The organism is Acidovorax sp. PRC11, from assembly GCF_031844105.1.
Classification (GTDB): Bacteria; Pseudomonadota; Gammaproteobacteria; order Burkholderiales; family Burkholderiaceae_C; genus Paracidovorax.
The window spans coordinates 1-13,573 of the sequence record NZ_JAUZUQ010000002.1 but is presented as its reverse complement, the minus strand read 5'-3'; the positions used below and the strand labels follow the sequence as shown (position 1 = coordinate 13,573).

Sequence of the window (13,573 nt, the reverse complement as noted above, 5' to 3'; positions counted from 1 at the left end):
GCCATGCCCACGCCCGCCACCGCCGCATCTGCATCCGCATCCGCATCCGCCGCCCCCATCGTCAACGTCACGGCGCTGCGCAAGTCCTACGGCACCAACGAGGTGCTCAAGGGCATCGACCTGAAGGTCGCGCGCGGCGAGGTCATCGCCATCATCGGCAAGAGCGGCTCGGGCAAGAGCACGCTGCTGCGCTGCATCAACGGCCTGGAGGAATTCCAGGACGGCGCGCTCACCGTGGACGGCAAGCCGCTGCTGCACGACAGCCCCATGGCGATGCGCGAGCTGCGCCAGCGCGTGGGCATGATCTTCCAGGGCTTCAACCTGTTCCCGCACCTCTCGGTGGGCCGCAACATCATGCTCGCGCCCACGCTGGTCAAGAAGAAGGACAAGGTCGATGCCGCCGAGCATGCGCGCCGGCTGCTGCTGCGCGTGGGCCTGGCCGAGAAGTTCGACGCCATGCCCGACCAGCTCTCCGGCGGCCAGCAGCAGCGCGTGGCCATCGCCCGCGCCCTGGCCATGGAGCCCGCCGTGCTGCTGTGCGACGAGATCACCAGCGCGCTCGATCCGGAACTGGTGGGCGAGGTGCTGCGCGTGGTGGAGGGCCTGGCGGCCGAGGGCATGACGCTGCTGATGGTCACGCACGAGATGGCGTTCGCGCGCAAGGTGAGCGACCGCGTGATCTTCATGCACCAGGGCCGCGTGCACGAGATGGGCCCGCCGGCCGAGGTGTTCGGCAACCCGCGCACGCCGGAGCTGCAGCAGTTCCTGTCGTCGCTGCACGACTGACGGTCACAGGGGCTCCGTCAGGTAGCGCTGCAGCGTGCCGCCGAGAGCGCGCACCGCCGCCGATCGGTCGAGCCCTTCCGCTGAAAACTCCAGCACGTAGCGGACGAACGCGAACCCGAGCATCTGCGAGGCGATGAGGGTGGCCCGCAGGTCCGGGCCCTCATCGGGCGGCACCAGGGTGCGCACGGCCGCGCGCAGCTGCGTTTCGAAAATGGCCTGCATGCGAGCCCTCGCGTCGGGGTGCGTCGCTGCAGCCCGCAGCAGCGACACCAGCTGCCGTCCTGCGGGGCCGTCTTCCCACACGGCGAAGAAATGCGCCGCGAGCCGCGGGCCGAGTTCGTCGCGTGCGGCCGTGCCGAGGTCCGGCAGGCGCAGGTCGAACTCCGAGGCGGCCAGGAACAGCGCCTCCTTGCTCCGGTAGTAGCGGATGACCAGCGCGACGTTCGCCCGGGCATGGGCCGCCACGGCGCGCAGCGTGGTGCCGTCGTAGCCCTCCTGGGCGAACAGGCAGCGGGCCGATTCGAGGATGCGGTCTCGGGTGGCTTGCGAACGGGTCACGGGAAACTTCCTGGACAGGGGATGTGGGTTTTTGTAAACGCCAGTTTACTTGTGCCAGGGATGCGACCAGAATGCAAACGCCTGTTTACTTTTCTGGGAATCCCGCCATGGACGCAGCACCGAATGCACCGATCTCCACGGAAGTGCTCATCGTGGGAGCCGGCCCCGCGGGCCTGGCCCTGCGGCGCGCGCTGGACCGCCTGGGCATCGCCTCGGTCCTGGTCGACCGGCACGCGGCCGGGCTGAACACCTCGCGCGCCGCCGTCATCCATGCGCGCACGCTGGAAGTGCTGGAACCGCTCGGCGTCGTGCCGGCGCTCCTGTCCCAGGGCCTGAAAACGCCGGATTTCTGCGTGCGCGAAGGCGGCGACCTGCTGCTGCGCATCGGCTTCGCGGGGTTGCCCTCACCCCATCCCTATGCGCTGATGTGCCCGCAGAACGTGACAGAGGCCGTGCTCGCGGCGGGGCTCGGCGGCAGGAACGCCACGGTGTGGAGACCGGCGCGGCTGGTGTCGTTCACGGAGGTACCCGGGGGCATCGCGGCGGAGCTGGACTGCTCTGATGCAGGCCCGCGGCAGGTGCATGCCCGCTGGATCGTGGGATGCGACGGCGCCCGCAGCGAGGTGCGCGCGGGCGCCGGCATCTCCTTCGAGGGCGGCGACTATGCGGAGCGCTTCGTGCTGGCCGACGTGCGCATGGACTGGCCGCTGCCCCGCAGCGAAGTCAGCCTGTTCTTCTCGCCGCAGGGCCTGATGGTGGTCGCGCCCCTGCCCGGCGGCGGCGCTGACCGCTACCGCGTGGTGGCCACGGTGGACGATCCGGACCCGGACGTGACGCCGGCGCATGTGCACGCCCTGCTCGGCACCCGCGGTCCCCGGCCCGGCACGACCCCCGCGATCAGGGAGCTGCTGTGGGGATCGTCGTTCCACGTGCAGCACCGGCTTGCGGCGCAGGTGTGGAAGGGGCATGCGCTCTTGTGCGGAGATGCCGCCCACGTGCACAGCCCGGCGGGCGGGCAGGGAATGAACACGGGCATCCAGGACGCCGTCGAACTCGCGGCCCCGCTGCACCGGGCCCTGCGCGAAGGCGACACCGGCGCGATCGCGGCCTGGGCGGCGCGGCGCCATGCGATCGCGCGCGAGGTGGTCCGCACGACCGATGCGCTCACCCGGCTGGCAACGGCGTCTTCACCGCTGGCACGCGCGGCGCGGGGGGCACTGCTCGGCCTGGTCGACCACCTTCCCTTCGTGCGGCGCAGGCTCGCGATGCAACTGGCCGAACTGGACCGCTGACGGCCCTCCCTCCAGACGCACCGAAGCCCGCATGCCTCCTGTCATGCGGGCCGGGTCGTTGCAAGATACAGCTGGAGTTCCCGTGGTAGTTGCGCAATCACAGAACGTCAGCCAGACGTCGGGGGCGAAGGGGGTGCGTCAGGATTTCGCGCCCACCTCGAATTCGGTGCGCGACAGGGCTCCGTCGCGGTTGGTGTCCAGCGCCTTGAAGCGCTGGCTGATGGCCGGCAGGCGGGCGGCTTCCTGCGCGCTCAGCTGCCCGTCGTGGTTGGCGTCGGCCCGGTCGAACGAGGCACCGGCGGACGGGGCCGCGGTGGGGGTGCCGCCGAACACGGCGCCGCCGCCCGCGGAAGCGGACAGGCCCTGGGCGCCGTTGCCGCCGTTGCTGCCGGAACGCGAGGGCGCGGCATGCAGGCCGGTCGACGTGCTGGCGGACGGAGAGGTCTGCGCATGCGCCGCGGCGCCTCCCACGGCCATGGCCGCGAACAGCAGCACGCTGCGGGCATCGAAGGAGAGGGCGGATCGTCGTTGCTGCGTAGCTGGCATGGATGTCAGGCTCCGTAGAAGTTGAACAGGCCTTCATTGCACCGCAGCGCGGACCGCCAGGCCAGCGCTTTTGCCCGCTGTTGCCCGAGTACACAATCGGCCCCCGGGTGTAACGGAGAATCGGGGCTCTTCTCCCCATTTCCTCCGGAAGGTCCCCATGGGCAACCGATTGACACAAATCGCCACGCGCACAGGAGACGACGGCAGCACCGGCCTCGGCGACAACACGCGCGTCTCCAAGCACAGCGCCCGGCCCCACGCCATGGGCGACGTGGACGAACTCAACTCCCACATCGGCCTGCTGCTCTGCGAGCCGCTGCCCGATGGCGTGCGCACGCTGCTGGGCGACGTGCAGCACCAGCTGTTCAACCTGGGCGGCGAACTCTCCATTCCCGGCTTCGAGCTGCTCAAGGACGACGCCCTGGCGCAGCTCGACGACGCCCTGGCACGCTACAACGGCGCCCTGCCGCGCCTGGCCGAATTCATCCTGCCCGCGGGCTCGCGTGCCGCCGCGCAGGCGCATGTCTGCCGCACCGTGGCCCGCCGCGCGGAGCGCTCCGTCGTGGCGCTGGGCGAGGCCGAGCCGGAGGGGCTGCGGGCCGCGCCACGGCGCTACCTGAACCGGCTGTCGGACCTGTTCTTCGTGCTCGCGCGCGTGCTCAACCGCATGGACGGGGGCGACGACGTGTACTGGAAGAGCGACCGCATGGCACGGCGCGCGGAGGAGGAATCGGGCGCCTCAGCGGCTGACGCCGGCCGCGTCGGCACGGCCCCGTAGCCGCTGCATTCCCGGCGCGGCACGCCTCGCCGCCGCGCGGCCGCACACGGTCCGGAAACCGGTGCCGTCGGGTAATGGATGGGCTTGTTCTCCTACAGTCCGGCCAGGGGTGCCGCCTTAACTTTCCCGTCGAACAGAACAAGGAAAGTGCATGGCGAGGATTGAACGGGCTGAACCGGCAGGACGCAGGCACCGACGGTGCCGCCGCCGGACGATGCTGGCCAGCGTGCCGCAGCGGGTTGCGCGGCGGCAGGGCCTTGCCATGCGGTGGCCGGGAGCGCGGCCATGATCGGCGTGGTCGTTCCCGCGCATGACGAGGAAGCGTGCCTGGGCGAGTGCCTGCATGCACTGCGCACGGCCGCACTGCATCCCGCGCTCCGGGGCGAGCGCGTGGACATCGTGGTCGCCCTCGACGCATGTTCCGACCGCTCCGCCGACATCGCCCGGCGGCACGGCGTGCGCACCCTCACCCTCACCCGTCGCAACGTGGGCGCGGCGCGTGCCGCCGGTGCGCAGGCCGCACTCGATGCGGGCGCCCGCTGGCTCGGGTTCACGGATGCCGACAGCACCGTGGCGCACGACTGGCTCGCCTCCCAGCTGGGACTGGCGAGCGAGGCGGTCTGCGGCACCGTGGAAGTGCGCGAGTGGGGCGGGTACTCCGACGATCTCCAGCAGCGCTACCGCGCGGCCTACCACGACCGGCCGGACCACCGCCACATCCACGGCGCGAACCTGGGCGTGGCGTCCGGCGCCTACCTGCGTGCCGGGGGCTTCCAGGAACTGTGCACGGGCGAGGACGTGGCCCTCGTGCGCGCCCTGGAGGCCACGGGGGCCTCGATCGCCTGGACCAACCTGCCGCGCGTGGTGACCAGCGCGCGCCGCCAGTACCGCGCGCCGGAAGGGTTCGGCGCGCACCTCGCGGGCCTGGCCGGTCTGGCCGCGGCCACGACCTGGGCCGCCGGAGGCATGGCATGAACGCGCTGCCTCCGAGCCACGGCGCCGTGTCGCTGGCGGTGCTGCGCGCGGTGCTGGCGGGCAGCGGCACGCTCGCCCCGGCGGACCGCCTGCAGACCCTGGTGGATGCGGGCTGCGCCGACCTGCCGCTGCCCGGCGGAGGCGACACCGCGGCCCGCTGGCGCGCGCTCGCCGAGGTGGCGGCGCACGACCTCGCGCTCGTGAAACTCTACGAAGGCCATACCGACGCGCTCGCGATCCTGCGCGAACTCGGGGCGCCGGAGGGCATCGCGGGCAGCACGGCCGCATCGGTCTGGGGCACCTGGGCCGCGGAAGCGCCGGGCGCGCGGCTGACGGTACAGCCCGGGCCCGACGGCATGCCGCGCCTGTGCGGCGCCAAGTCCTGGTGCTCGGGGGCGCAGCATGTGAGCCACGGCCTGCTGACCGCCTGGGGGCCGGACGGAGAAGGCCCGCAGCTGGTGGCGGTGGACATGCGCCAGCCGGGGGTGGGTTTCTGCGGCGACCAATGGCATGCGGTCGGCATGGAGGCCAGCGCCAGCGTGGACGTGCTGTTCCAGGACGTGCCGGCCGTGGCCGTGGGCGCGGTGGGCGGCTATCTGCGCCGGCCCGGCTTCTGGCAGGGCGGGGCGGGCGTCGCGGCGTGCTGGCATGGCGGTGCGGTGGCCCTGGCGCGCACCCTGCACACGGCGCTGGCCCGCGCGCCCGCGGCGCAGCGCATGCCTTTCCGGCTCGCGGCCCTGGGCCGGGTGGACCGCCTGCTGGCCGGCTCCGCGGCGCTGCTGCGCGAGACGGCGCAATGGATCGATGCCCATCCGCAGGAGGATGCGCGGCTGGCCGCGCTGCGCGTGCGCCAGACAGCGGAAGCCTGTGCCCGCGAGGTGCTCGACGAGGTCGGCCGGGCGCTGGGCGCCACGCCCTTGTGCCGCGATCCCGCCTTCGCGCGCATGGCGGCGGACCTGCCGGTCTTCATCCGCCAGAGCCACGCGGAACGCGACGATGCCGCGATGGGCGAATGCCTGGCGGAAAAGGCGGTGGCCCCATGGTCGATCTGATGGAAGCCGGACACCCCGCGGCCGATCGCCAGATCGACATCGGCCGGCCGCGCCGCGCACCGCATGCCTGGCAGCAGTGGCTGGCCGGCCGCGGCCCGGCCCGCCTGCCCGCCGCGGCCATCGTCGGCGCGGACCAACGCCTCGTGGTGCTGGCCCCGCACCCCGACGACGAACTGCTGGCCTGCGGCATGCTGCTGCACGCCCATGCGCGCCGCGGCGGCGAGGTGCTGATCGTCGGGGTGACCGACGGCGAGGCCAGCCACCAGGGCACGCCCGGCTGGTCGGCACCCGACACCGCCGCCCTGCGCCGCCGCGAGCGCGTGGAGGGATTGGAAGCGCTGGGCGCGGGCACGGCCGACCTGCTGCTGCTCGGCCTGCCGGACGGCGGCGTCGAGGACTGCGGCGATGCGCTGGAACGGTCGCTGCGCACGCTGCTGCGCCCGGACGATGCGGTGGTGACCACGTGGCGGCTCGACGGACACCCGGACCACGAGGCCTGCGGCCGGGCCGCGGCCGGCGCCGCGCGCGCGGCCGGCGCGCTGCTGTGGGAGGCACCGGTATGGATGTGGCACTGGGCGGACCCGCTGCAGTCGCCGGTGCCCTGGCACCGGCTGTGCGCCTTCCAGCCCACGGCGGGGGCGGCGGCGGCCAAGCAGGCGGCCCTGGCGCGCCACCGCTCGCAGCTCGCCGACCGCGGGCACGGCCTCGCGCCGGTGCTCGACGGTGCCATCCTGGAGCGGGCCCGCTGGCCGCTCGAATACTTCTTTCTCCCGAGCACATGACCCTGCTGGCAGACCCTCCCGCTTTCACCGAGCCTCCCATGCCCACGTCGACACCCGCGCCCGCAGAAGCGCCGCCGCAGGCGGTGCCGCCGCGGCATTTCGAGGCGCTGTACGCCGGCAGCGACGATCCGTGGCACTTCGACGGCAGCTGGTACGAGGCCCGCAAGCGGCGCCTGCTGCTGGCGGCACTGCCCCACGAGCGGTATGCCCGGGCGTTCGAGCCCGGCTGCGCCACGGGGCTGCTCACGGCCGAACTCGCGCCCCGCTGCGGCGAGCTGCTGGCCACCGATGGCGCCGAGCGCGCGCTGGAGGTCGCCGGGCGCCGCCTGGAACGCCATGCCCACGTGGCGCTGCGGCGCATGTGGGTGCCGGACGAATGGCCCGAGGGCGCGTTCGACCTGATCGTGCTCAGCGAGTTCGTGTACTACCTCGCGCCCGCCGACATCGACCGCCTGGCGCTGCGCGTGCGCGCCTCGCTCGCCCCGGGCGGCGTGGTGGCGGCCTGCCACTGGCGCCGGCCCATCGCGGGCTGCGCGCTGGCCGGCGACGCGGCGCATCTGCGGCTGGAGGCCGGCATGGACCTGCGCCGCGTGGTGGATGCGACGGATGCGGATTTCCGCCTGGGCGTGTGGGCGGCCGGCATGGATTCCGTCGCCTGCCGCGAGGGCAGGTCCGACTGATTCAGCGCGGCGCGAGGATCGCCATCGTGAGGCGCGAGACGCAGGTGAGGTCGCCGGCCTCGTTGGCCATGTCGATCTGCCAGACGTGGGTGGTGCGGCCGATGTGCACGGGCCGGGCGGTGCCGGTCACCCAGCCCTCGGTGGCGGCGCGCAGGTGGTTGGCATTGATGTCCAGGCCCACGGCGCGGCAGCCCTCGGGCGAGGCGTAGAACGCACCCACCGACCCCAGCGTCTCGGCCAGCACCACGCTCACGCCGCCGTGCAGCAGGCCGAAGGGCTGCTTGGTGCGCTCGTCCACCGGCACGCGGGCGCGCAGGAAGTCGTCGCCGATCTCGGTGAATTCGATGCCCAGGTGGGTCACCGCGTTCGGCGTGGCCGGGTGGTTCAGGCTGTGCAGGTCGATGGGCTGCTTCCAGATCGGCATGGGGGTGTCTCCTTCGGGTGCGATCCGTGGATTATGGGAGGCGCCGGCGTTCCCCGCAGGCCCGCGCGGGACAGGGGGCGGTCAGGTGCGCATGGTGCCCGTACGCAGGTAGCGCTCGTGCCAGGACAGCGCCTCGCCCAGCAGGTGCGGCGTGTGCAGGCCGCAGCCGCTCGCGCGCGCCCGCGCCACGTAGTCGCGCAGGGCGGGGCGGAAATCGGGGTGCGCGCAGCGTTCGATCACCACCTCCGAGCGCTGCGAGGGCGACAGGCCGCGCAGGTCCGCCAGGCCCTGCTCGGTGACGAGGATCTGCACGTCGTGCTCGGTGTGGTCCACGTGCGAGGCCATGGGCACGATGCACGAGATGCTGCCGCCCTTGGCGAGCGAGGGCGTCATGAAGATCGAGAGATACGCATTGCGCGCGTAGTCGCCCGAGCCGCCGATGCCGTTCATGATCGACGAGCCCATGACGTGCGTGGAGTTCACGTTGCCGTAGATGTCGGCCTCGATCATGCCGTTCATCGAAATGAGGCCCAGCCGGCGGATCAGCTCGGGGTGGTTGCTGATCTCCTGCGGGCGCAGCACGATGCGTTCGCGGTAGAAGCCGATGTTGCGGGTGAATTCCTCGGTGGCCGCGGGGCTCAGCGACAGGGCGGTGGCCGAGGCGCTCTCCAGCGTGCCCGAGCGCAGCATCTCCAGCATGCCGTCCTGCAGCACTTCGGTGTAGGCCGTGAGGTGCTGGAACGGGCCGGCGTCCAGCCCCGCGAGCACGGCGTTGGCGATGTTGCCCACGCCCGACTGCAGCGGCAGCAGCGTGGAGGGCAGCCGGCCGTGCCGCACCTCCTGCTGCAGGAATTCGATGATGTGGCCGGCGATGCGCTCGGAAGTGTCGTCCGGTGCGGCGAAGGCCGAATTGCGGTCGGGCGCGTGCGTGGCGACCACGGCCACCACCTTGGCCGGATCGCAGCGCAGGTAGGGCTCGCCGATGCGGTCGCCGGGGTGCACCAGCGGGATCGGCACGCGGTTGGGGGGCAGGTCGGTGCCGTAGTAGATGTCGTGCATGCCGTCCAGGCCCTCGGGCTGCCAGGCGTTCACCTCGAGGATGATCCTGTCGGCCTGGTCGAGCCAGGTCTTGTTGTTGCCCACGGACGAGGACGGGATCAGCCGCCCGTCCGGCAGCACGCCGGCCACCTCGATCACCGCCACGTCGAGCCGGCCCCAGAAGCCGAACCACACGTAGGGCGCCACGTGGGAGAGGTGGGCGTCCACGTACTGCATCTTGCCGGCGTTGATCTGCGCGCGGCAGGTCGGGTCGGACTGGTAGGGCATGCGCATGTTCACGCCGCCCACCTTGGCGAGCGCGCCGTCGAGCTCGGGCGCGGTGGAGGCGCCCGTCCACAGGCCGATGCTGAAGGGCTCGCCGGCGGCGTGCAGCGTCTCGATGCGGGCGGCGAGCGCGGGCGGGATCGCCTTGGGGTAGCCGGCGCCGGTGAAGCCGCTCATGCCGACGCGCGCGCCGTTCGGGATCAGGGCGGCGGCCTGCTCGGCCGTCATGAGCTTGTCCCGCAGGACGGGGCATTGGATGCGGGAAGTGTCGAAGGAAGGCATGGGAAAAGGGCGGACGCGGGGCCGCAGGGAAAGGCCGGAGGGGAAGGAGGCCGCGAGGGCCTTGGGAGCGGATGCAAAAATCTTAGCGCCCCGGCACGGCCGAGCCGCTGCACCGGCGGCGGCAGTGCGGTCCGTGGCACCGCAGCGTGACGCGGCCGACACTGCGCGGGCCCGCCGACCGTGCCGTAACATCCACCGCGATGCCCGCGCCCAGCCTCTGCCCCTCCTGCCGCCAGCCTGCCGAGAACCACCGTTTCGCCGCGCGCGACGGCGCGGATCTGCACATCGACCTGTGCTTCGCCTGCCAGGGCCTGTGGTTCGATCCGCAGGAGAACACGCGGCTCGCGCCGGGCGCGGTGCTGGAGCTGTTCGAGCTGCTGCACCGGCACCGCGGCGACGCGCACCGCCCGCTCGCCGATCGCATGCAGTGCCCGCGCTGCGCGAAGGTGCTGGAGCCGGGGTTCGACCTGGGCCAGGGCGGGCGTTACCGCACCTACCGCTGCGCGGCGCGCCACGGCCGGTTCAGCACCTTCGGCGCCTTCATGGTGGAGAAGGGCTTCGTGCGCCACCTCTCATCGCTGGAGATCGATGCGCTGGCCGACCGCGTCGGCACCATCGCGTGCACGGCCTGCGGCGGCGCGGTGGACATCCGCAACGACCACGCCTGCCCCTATTGCCGCTCGGCCCTGTCGCTGCTCGACCCGCAGGCCGTGGACAAGGCGCTGGACCGCCACGCCCGCGCCGCCCGGGCGGGGGCCGAGCCCGCCCGGCCCGAGGCCCTGGCCGACGCGCTCATCGCGATGGAACGCGAGCGGGAGCGCGAGCGCCGGGAGCGCCAGCGGGAGGCATTCACCTCCCACACCTCCGAGCGGTTCGACCTGCTGTCGGCCGGGGTGGAGCTGGTCTGGTCGCTGCTGAAGCGCTGACCGGGGCCGGGATCAGCGGCCGCGCCGCAGGTTCAGCAGCGCGTAGAGGACGATCGCCCCGAAGGTCGCGGTACCGATGCCGCCCAGCGCGAAGTCGCCGAACTTCAGCGTGAAGTCGCCCGTGCCGATGATCAGCGTGATCGCCGCCACGATGAGGTTCTTGTTGTCGGAGAAGTCCACGCGGTTGTCCACCCAGATCTTGGCGCCGGCCACGGCGATGAGGCCGAACACCACGATCGAGACGCCGCCCATCACCGGCAGCGGGATCGCCTGGATCAGCGCGCCGAACTTCGGCGAGAAGCCCAGCACCAGCGCGATCAGGCCGGCCACGAGGAACACGGCGGTGGAGTAGATCTTGGTGGCGGCCATCACGCCGATGTTCTCGGCGTAGGTGGTGACGCCCGTGCCGCCCACCGCGCCGCTGGCCATGGTGGCGATGCCGTCGCCGATGAAGGCGCGGCCCATGTAGCGGTCGAGATTGCGGCCGGTCATGGCCGTGACGGCCTTCACGTGGCCGAGGTTCTCGGCCACCAGGATCACGGCCACGGGCGCGATCAGCAGCATGGCCGGCGCGCTGAACACGGGCGCGGCGAAGCGCGGCAGGCCCAGCCAGGGCGCGGCCAGCACGCCGGAGAGGTCCATCGGCTTGCCCAGCCCCAGGCCGTTGGTGAGCAGCGCGTACAGCACGCTGGCGGCGATCAGGCCGACGAGGATCAGCAGCCGCTGCAGCATGCCGCGCGTGAGCACGGCGACCAGGCCCACGCACACGAAGGTGGCGGCCTGCATCCAGCTCTCGAAATTGCTGGCGGCCATGTTCTTGATGGGCACCTGCGCGAGGTTGAGGCCGATCACCGCGACCACCGCGCCCGTCACCACGGGCGGCATGCAGCGCTCGATCCAGCCCGTGCCCACGGCCTGCACGATGGCGCCGATCAGGGTGTAGACCAGGCCGCAGGCGATGATGCCGCCCAGCGCCACGGCCATGTTGGCGTTCGGGCCCGGGCCGGTGTAGCCGCTGGCGGCGATCACCACGCCGATGAAGGCGAAGCTCGAACCCAGGTAGCTCGGCACGCGGCCGCCCGTGACGAGGAAGAAGATCAGCGTGCCCAGGCCGCTCATCAGGATCGCGACGTTCGGATCGAACCCCATGAGGATGGGCGCGAGCACGGTGGCGCCGAACATGGCGATCACGTGCTGCACGCCCATGGCGGCGGTGTGCCCCCAGGGCAGGCGCTCGTCGGGGGCGACCACGGCGCCCTCGGCGGGCGAAACCCGCCGCCAGCGGGTGAAGTACGGGGAAGAGGGGGTAGGCACGGCGATGGGCTCCTTGGGCGTCCGGTGGATCGGGTGGGGGCTTTCCGTCCGGGCAGGGCAGGGCCCCGCCCGTGCGGTGGATGGAAAAAAGGGGAGGTGGGTGAAGCGTGGCGAGTGTAGGCGCTGGCGCCCCCGGCCCACGCGTGCGTAGGAATGGGACGACCCGTGCAGCGGAATGCCTGCGGTAAGGTGGGCCGTCCTTTCCCGCCACCTCCGAACGACCGGGCCACGCAGCGTGCCAACGCCTTCGTCCTCCTCTCCATCCGCCGTGCCGGCCCGTGCGCCCCTCGCCGCTGCCGGCCCGGCGCCGGACCGCCCGCATCCTGCGCCCCGGCCTGGCCTGGGCCGGGCCCTGCGGTGGACGTTGGGCGCCGTGGCCGCCGCGGGCACGCTCGTGCTGGTGGCCGGCGCCGTGCTGTGGTGGTGGCTGCCCTCCGACGAGGAACTCGCGCGGCGCGCGGGCGACGGCGCCGGCGACCTGCTGGGCGTACCCGTCGTGGTGGACCGCCTCGAGTGGCACCTGCTGCCGGCGCCCCAGGTGGTGCTGCACGGCGTGCACACCGAGCAGGAAGCGCCCGTCTCGGCGGACCGCATCGTGGCCGACGCGCGCTGGTCCGATCTGCTGCGCCTGCGGCTCGCCCTGGCGCGGCTGCGGCTGGAGGGCGCGGCCGTTCCGCAGCTGTCGCTCTCGCAGTTCAAGGTGCGCAATGCCCGGGAGGACGGCCCTGCCGGCTTCGGCCCCTTCACGCTGGCCGAGGTGCCGGTGGCGCGCGCCGAATGGCAGGGCGTGCGCTGGATCGGGCGGCAGGGGCGCGACCTGGCCTACGGCGGCTCCGTGGATTTCGGGCCCGCATGGCGCCCCGTGCGCGGGCTTCTGGAGCGTGAGGGCGCCTCTCCCCCCGCACGCCTGGCCATCGAGCGTGAGGGCGGCGAAGACCGCTGGCGCGCCGACGTGACGGCCGGGGGGCGCACCGAGCGCGGCGAGCTGCGGCTGCAGGAGTTCGGCGAACGCTACCGGGTGACCGGCTCGCTCGATTTCTCGGGGGTGGACGTGGTGGGCGTCATGGATGCCTTCGATCGCCGCTCCATCGTGTCCGGCCGCGCGAGCGGCCACACCGACCTGATCGCCGAGGGCGACGACCCGGCCGCGGCGATGCGCGCGCTCCACACGCGCACGTCCTTCACGGTGGCCCGGGCGAAGCTGCTGACCTTCGACCTGGAAGCCGCCATCCGCAGCGCCGGCAGCGACAAGGGCGGCACGACCCAGCTCGACAGCCTGACGGGCATCGTGCGCACCGAAGCCGATCCCGGCGGCACCATCGTGCGCTACGGCGACCTGAAGGCGACCTCCGGCGTGCTCACCGCCACCGGCGACGCCGTGGTGCAGAACCAGCGCGTGAGCGGCCATGTGGCGGTCGACCTGGTGGACGGCATCGTGGGCGTGCCGCTCGAATTCGGCGGCACGGTGAAGGACCCCACGCTCCGGCTGCCGCCCGCCGCCCTGGCCGGCGCGGCCGTGGGCACGGTGGTCGCCCCGGGCGTGGGCACCGTGCTGGGCGCGCGCATCGGCGAGACCGTGCGGCGCATCTTCGGCGGCGGGGAGTCCAAGCAGGAACCGCCCGCCCCGCGCCGGCTGGCGCCGGTGCACCGCGATCCCGACTGATCACCGGCCACCGGAAGGAAAAAGGGCGCCCGAAGGCGCCCCGTGTGGTCATTTCTGCCGCCGTGCGCGGCCGGTCAGAACGCCGTCCAGTCGTCGTCGGCGTTGCTGTGCGCGGAGGGCTTGGCGGCGGGCTTCGGCGCGGGCGGCAGGGCCGGGGCCTTGGCGGCCGCGGCCGGCGCGGGCGCTGCGGCA

General features: G+C 72.9%; 14 protein-coding genes. 9 read left to right on the top strand and 5 right to left on the bottom strand.

Going from position 1 to position 13,573, the window contains the following annotated elements; translation table 11 throughout:
• Positions 1–3: 3 nt before the first annotated feature.
• A complete protein-coding gene (locus Q9R47_RS02165) occupies positions 4–786 on the top strand; it encodes an amino acid ABC transporter ATP-binding protein (RefSeq protein WP_311231896.1) in 783 nt (260 codons plus the stop codon).
• A gap of 3 nt (positions 787–789) precedes the next feature.
• Here the strand turns inward: Q9R47_RS02165 and Q9R47_RS02160 are convergent, their stop codons facing one another.
• Positions 790–1,344 carry a TetR family transcriptional regulator gene (locus tag Q9R47_RS02160; protein ID WP_311231563.1) on the bottom strand — a complete coding sequence of 185 codons (555 nt, stop codon included), beginning with the start codon at positions 1,342–1,344 and terminating at the stop codon, positions 790–792.
• A gap of 107 nt (positions 1,345–1,451) precedes the next feature.
• On the opposite strand from Q9R47_RS02160, the gene Q9R47_RS02155 reads away from it, so the two are divergent.
• On the top strand, positions 1,452–2,636 hold the full coding sequence (locus Q9R47_RS02155; protein ID WP_311231562.1) for an FAD-dependent monooxygenase: 1,185 nt from the start codon (positions 1,452–1,454) through the stop codon (positions 2,634–2,636).
• A 138-nt stretch (positions 2,637–2,774) separates the two neighbouring features.
• On the opposite strand, the gene Q9R47_RS02150 is transcribed toward Q9R47_RS02155, so the two are convergent.
• Complete coding sequence (locus Q9R47_RS02150; RefSeq protein ID WP_311231561.1) at positions 2,775–3,182, bottom strand: EF-hand domain-containing protein; 408 nt, start codon at positions 3,180–3,182, stop codon at positions 2,775–2,777.
• A 157-nt stretch (positions 3,183–3,339) separates the two neighbouring features.
• Here Q9R47_RS02150 and Q9R47_RS02145 point away from each other — a divergent pair, with 157 nt between their 5' ends.
• The 5 genes from Q9R47_RS02145 (at position 3,340) to Q9R47_RS02125 (ending at position 7,449) form a co-directional block, all read left to right on the top strand.
• Complete coding sequence (locus Q9R47_RS02145; RefSeq protein ID WP_311231560.1) at positions 3,340–3,960, top strand: cob(I)yrinic acid a,c-diamide adenosyltransferase; 621 nt, start codon at positions 3,340–3,342, stop codon at positions 3,958–3,960.
• Positions 3,961–4,245: 285 nt separating this feature from the next.
• Entirely contained in the window at positions 4,246–4,935 is a 690-nt protein-coding gene (locus Q9R47_RS02140; RefSeq protein WP_311231559.1) for a glycosyltransferase, read from the top strand.
• Complete coding sequence (locus Q9R47_RS02135; RefSeq protein ID WP_311231558.1) at positions 4,932–5,987, top strand: acyl-CoA dehydrogenase; 1,056 nt, start codon at positions 4,932–4,934, stop codon at positions 5,985–5,987. The genes Q9R47_RS02140 and Q9R47_RS02135 overlap by 4 nt, the downstream gene beginning before the upstream one ends.
• The gene (locus tag Q9R47_RS02130) at positions 5,975–6,769 is read left to right on the top strand and encodes a PIG-L family deacetylase (RefSeq protein ID WP_311231557.1); all 795 of its coding nucleotides are present in this window, start codon (positions 5,975–5,977) and stop codon (positions 6,767–6,769) included. The genes Q9R47_RS02135 and Q9R47_RS02130 overlap by 13 nt, the downstream gene beginning before the upstream one ends.
• Before the next feature lie 38 nt (positions 6,770–6,807).
• Positions 6,808–7,449 (top strand): class I SAM-dependent methyltransferase, encoded by a 642-nt coding sequence (locus Q9R47_RS02125; RefSeq protein WP_311231556.1) that lies wholly within the window; start codon positions 6,808–6,810, stop codon positions 7,447–7,449.
• A 1-nt stretch (position 7,450) separates the two neighbouring features.
• Here the strand turns inward: Q9R47_RS02125 and Q9R47_RS02120 are convergent, their stop codons facing one another.
• Both Q9R47_RS02120 and Q9R47_RS02115 read right to left on the bottom strand, forming a co-directional pair.
• A complete protein-coding gene (locus tag Q9R47_RS02120; protein ID WP_311231555.1) occupies positions 7,451–7,873 on the bottom strand; it encodes a hotdog fold thioesterase in 423 nt (140 codons plus the stop codon).
• Positions 7,874–7,954: 81 nt separating this feature from the next.
• Positions 7,955–9,478: an acetyl-CoA hydrolase/transferase family protein gene (locus Q9R47_RS02115; RefSeq protein ID WP_311231554.1), complete on the bottom strand. Its 1,524-nt coding sequence runs from the start codon at positions 9,476–9,478 to the stop codon at positions 7,955–7,957.
• Positions 9,479–9,678: 200 nt separating this feature from the next.
• On the opposite strand from Q9R47_RS02115, the gene Q9R47_RS02110 reads away from it, so the two are divergent.
• Entirely contained in the window at positions 9,679–10,404 is a 726-nt protein-coding gene (locus Q9R47_RS02110) for a zf-TFIIB domain-containing protein (protein WP_311231553.1), read from the top strand.
• A gap of 12 nt (positions 10,405–10,416) precedes the next feature.
• On the opposite strand, the gene Q9R47_RS02105 is transcribed toward Q9R47_RS02110, so the two are convergent.
• Positions 10,417–11,718, bottom strand: a complete 1,302-nt coding sequence (locus Q9R47_RS02105) for a solute carrier family 23 protein (protein WP_311231552.1) — start codon at positions 11,716–11,718, stop codon at positions 10,417–10,419.
• A gap of 235 nt (positions 11,719–11,953) precedes the next feature.
• On the opposite strand from Q9R47_RS02105, the gene Q9R47_RS02100 reads away from it, so the two are divergent.
• Positions 11,954–13,381 (top strand): hypothetical protein, encoded by a 1,428-nt coding sequence (locus Q9R47_RS02100; protein ID WP_311231551.1) that lies wholly within the window; start codon positions 11,954–11,956, stop codon positions 13,379–13,381.
• Positions 13,382–13,573 lie beyond the last annotated feature (192 nt).

Excerpts from the sequence above, each read along its gene's own strand:
- Q9R47_RS02155 (WP_311231562.1), top strand. The coding sequence starts at position 1,452 with ATGGACGCAGCACCGAATGCACCGATCTCCACGGAAGTGCTCATCGTG.
- Q9R47_RS02150 (WP_311231561.1), bottom strand. The coding sequence starts at position 3,182 with ATGCCAGCTACGCAGCAACGACGATCCGCCCTCTCCTTCGATGCCCGC.
- Q9R47_RS02135 (WP_311231558.1), top strand. The coding sequence starts at position 4,932 with ATGAACGCGCTGCCTCCGAGCCACGGCGCCGTGTCGCTGGCGGTGCTG.
- Q9R47_RS02145 (WP_311231560.1), top strand. The coding sequence starts at position 3,340 with ATGGGCAACCGATTGACACAAATCGCCACGCGCACAGGAGACGACGGC.
- Q9R47_RS02140 (WP_311231559.1), top strand. The coding sequence starts at position 4,246 with ATGATCGGCGTGGTCGTTCCCGCGCATGACGAGGAAGCGTGCCTGGGC.
- Q9R47_RS02120 (WP_311231555.1), bottom strand. The coding sequence starts at position 7,873 with ATGCCGATCTGGAAGCAGCCCATCGACCTGCACAGCCTGAACCACCCG.
- Q9R47_RS02125 (WP_311231556.1), top strand. The coding sequence starts at position 6,808 with ATGCCCACGTCGACACCCGCGCCCGCAGAAGCGCCGCCGCAGGCGGTG.
- Q9R47_RS02165 (WP_311231896.1), top strand. The coding sequence starts at position 4 with ATGCCCACGCCCGCCACCGCCGCATCTGCATCCGCATCCGCATCCGCC.
- Q9R47_RS02110 (WP_311231553.1), top strand. The coding sequence starts at position 9,679 with ATGCCCGCGCCCAGCCTCTGCCCCTCCTGCCGCCAGCCTGCCGAGAAC.
- Q9R47_RS02130 (WP_311231557.1), top strand. The coding sequence starts at position 5,975 with ATGGTCGATCTGATGGAAGCCGGACACCCCGCGGCCGATCGCCAGATC.
- Q9R47_RS02115 (WP_311231554.1), bottom strand. The coding sequence starts at position 9,478 with ATGCCTTCCTTCGACACTTCCCGCATCCAATGCCCCGTCCTGCGGGAC.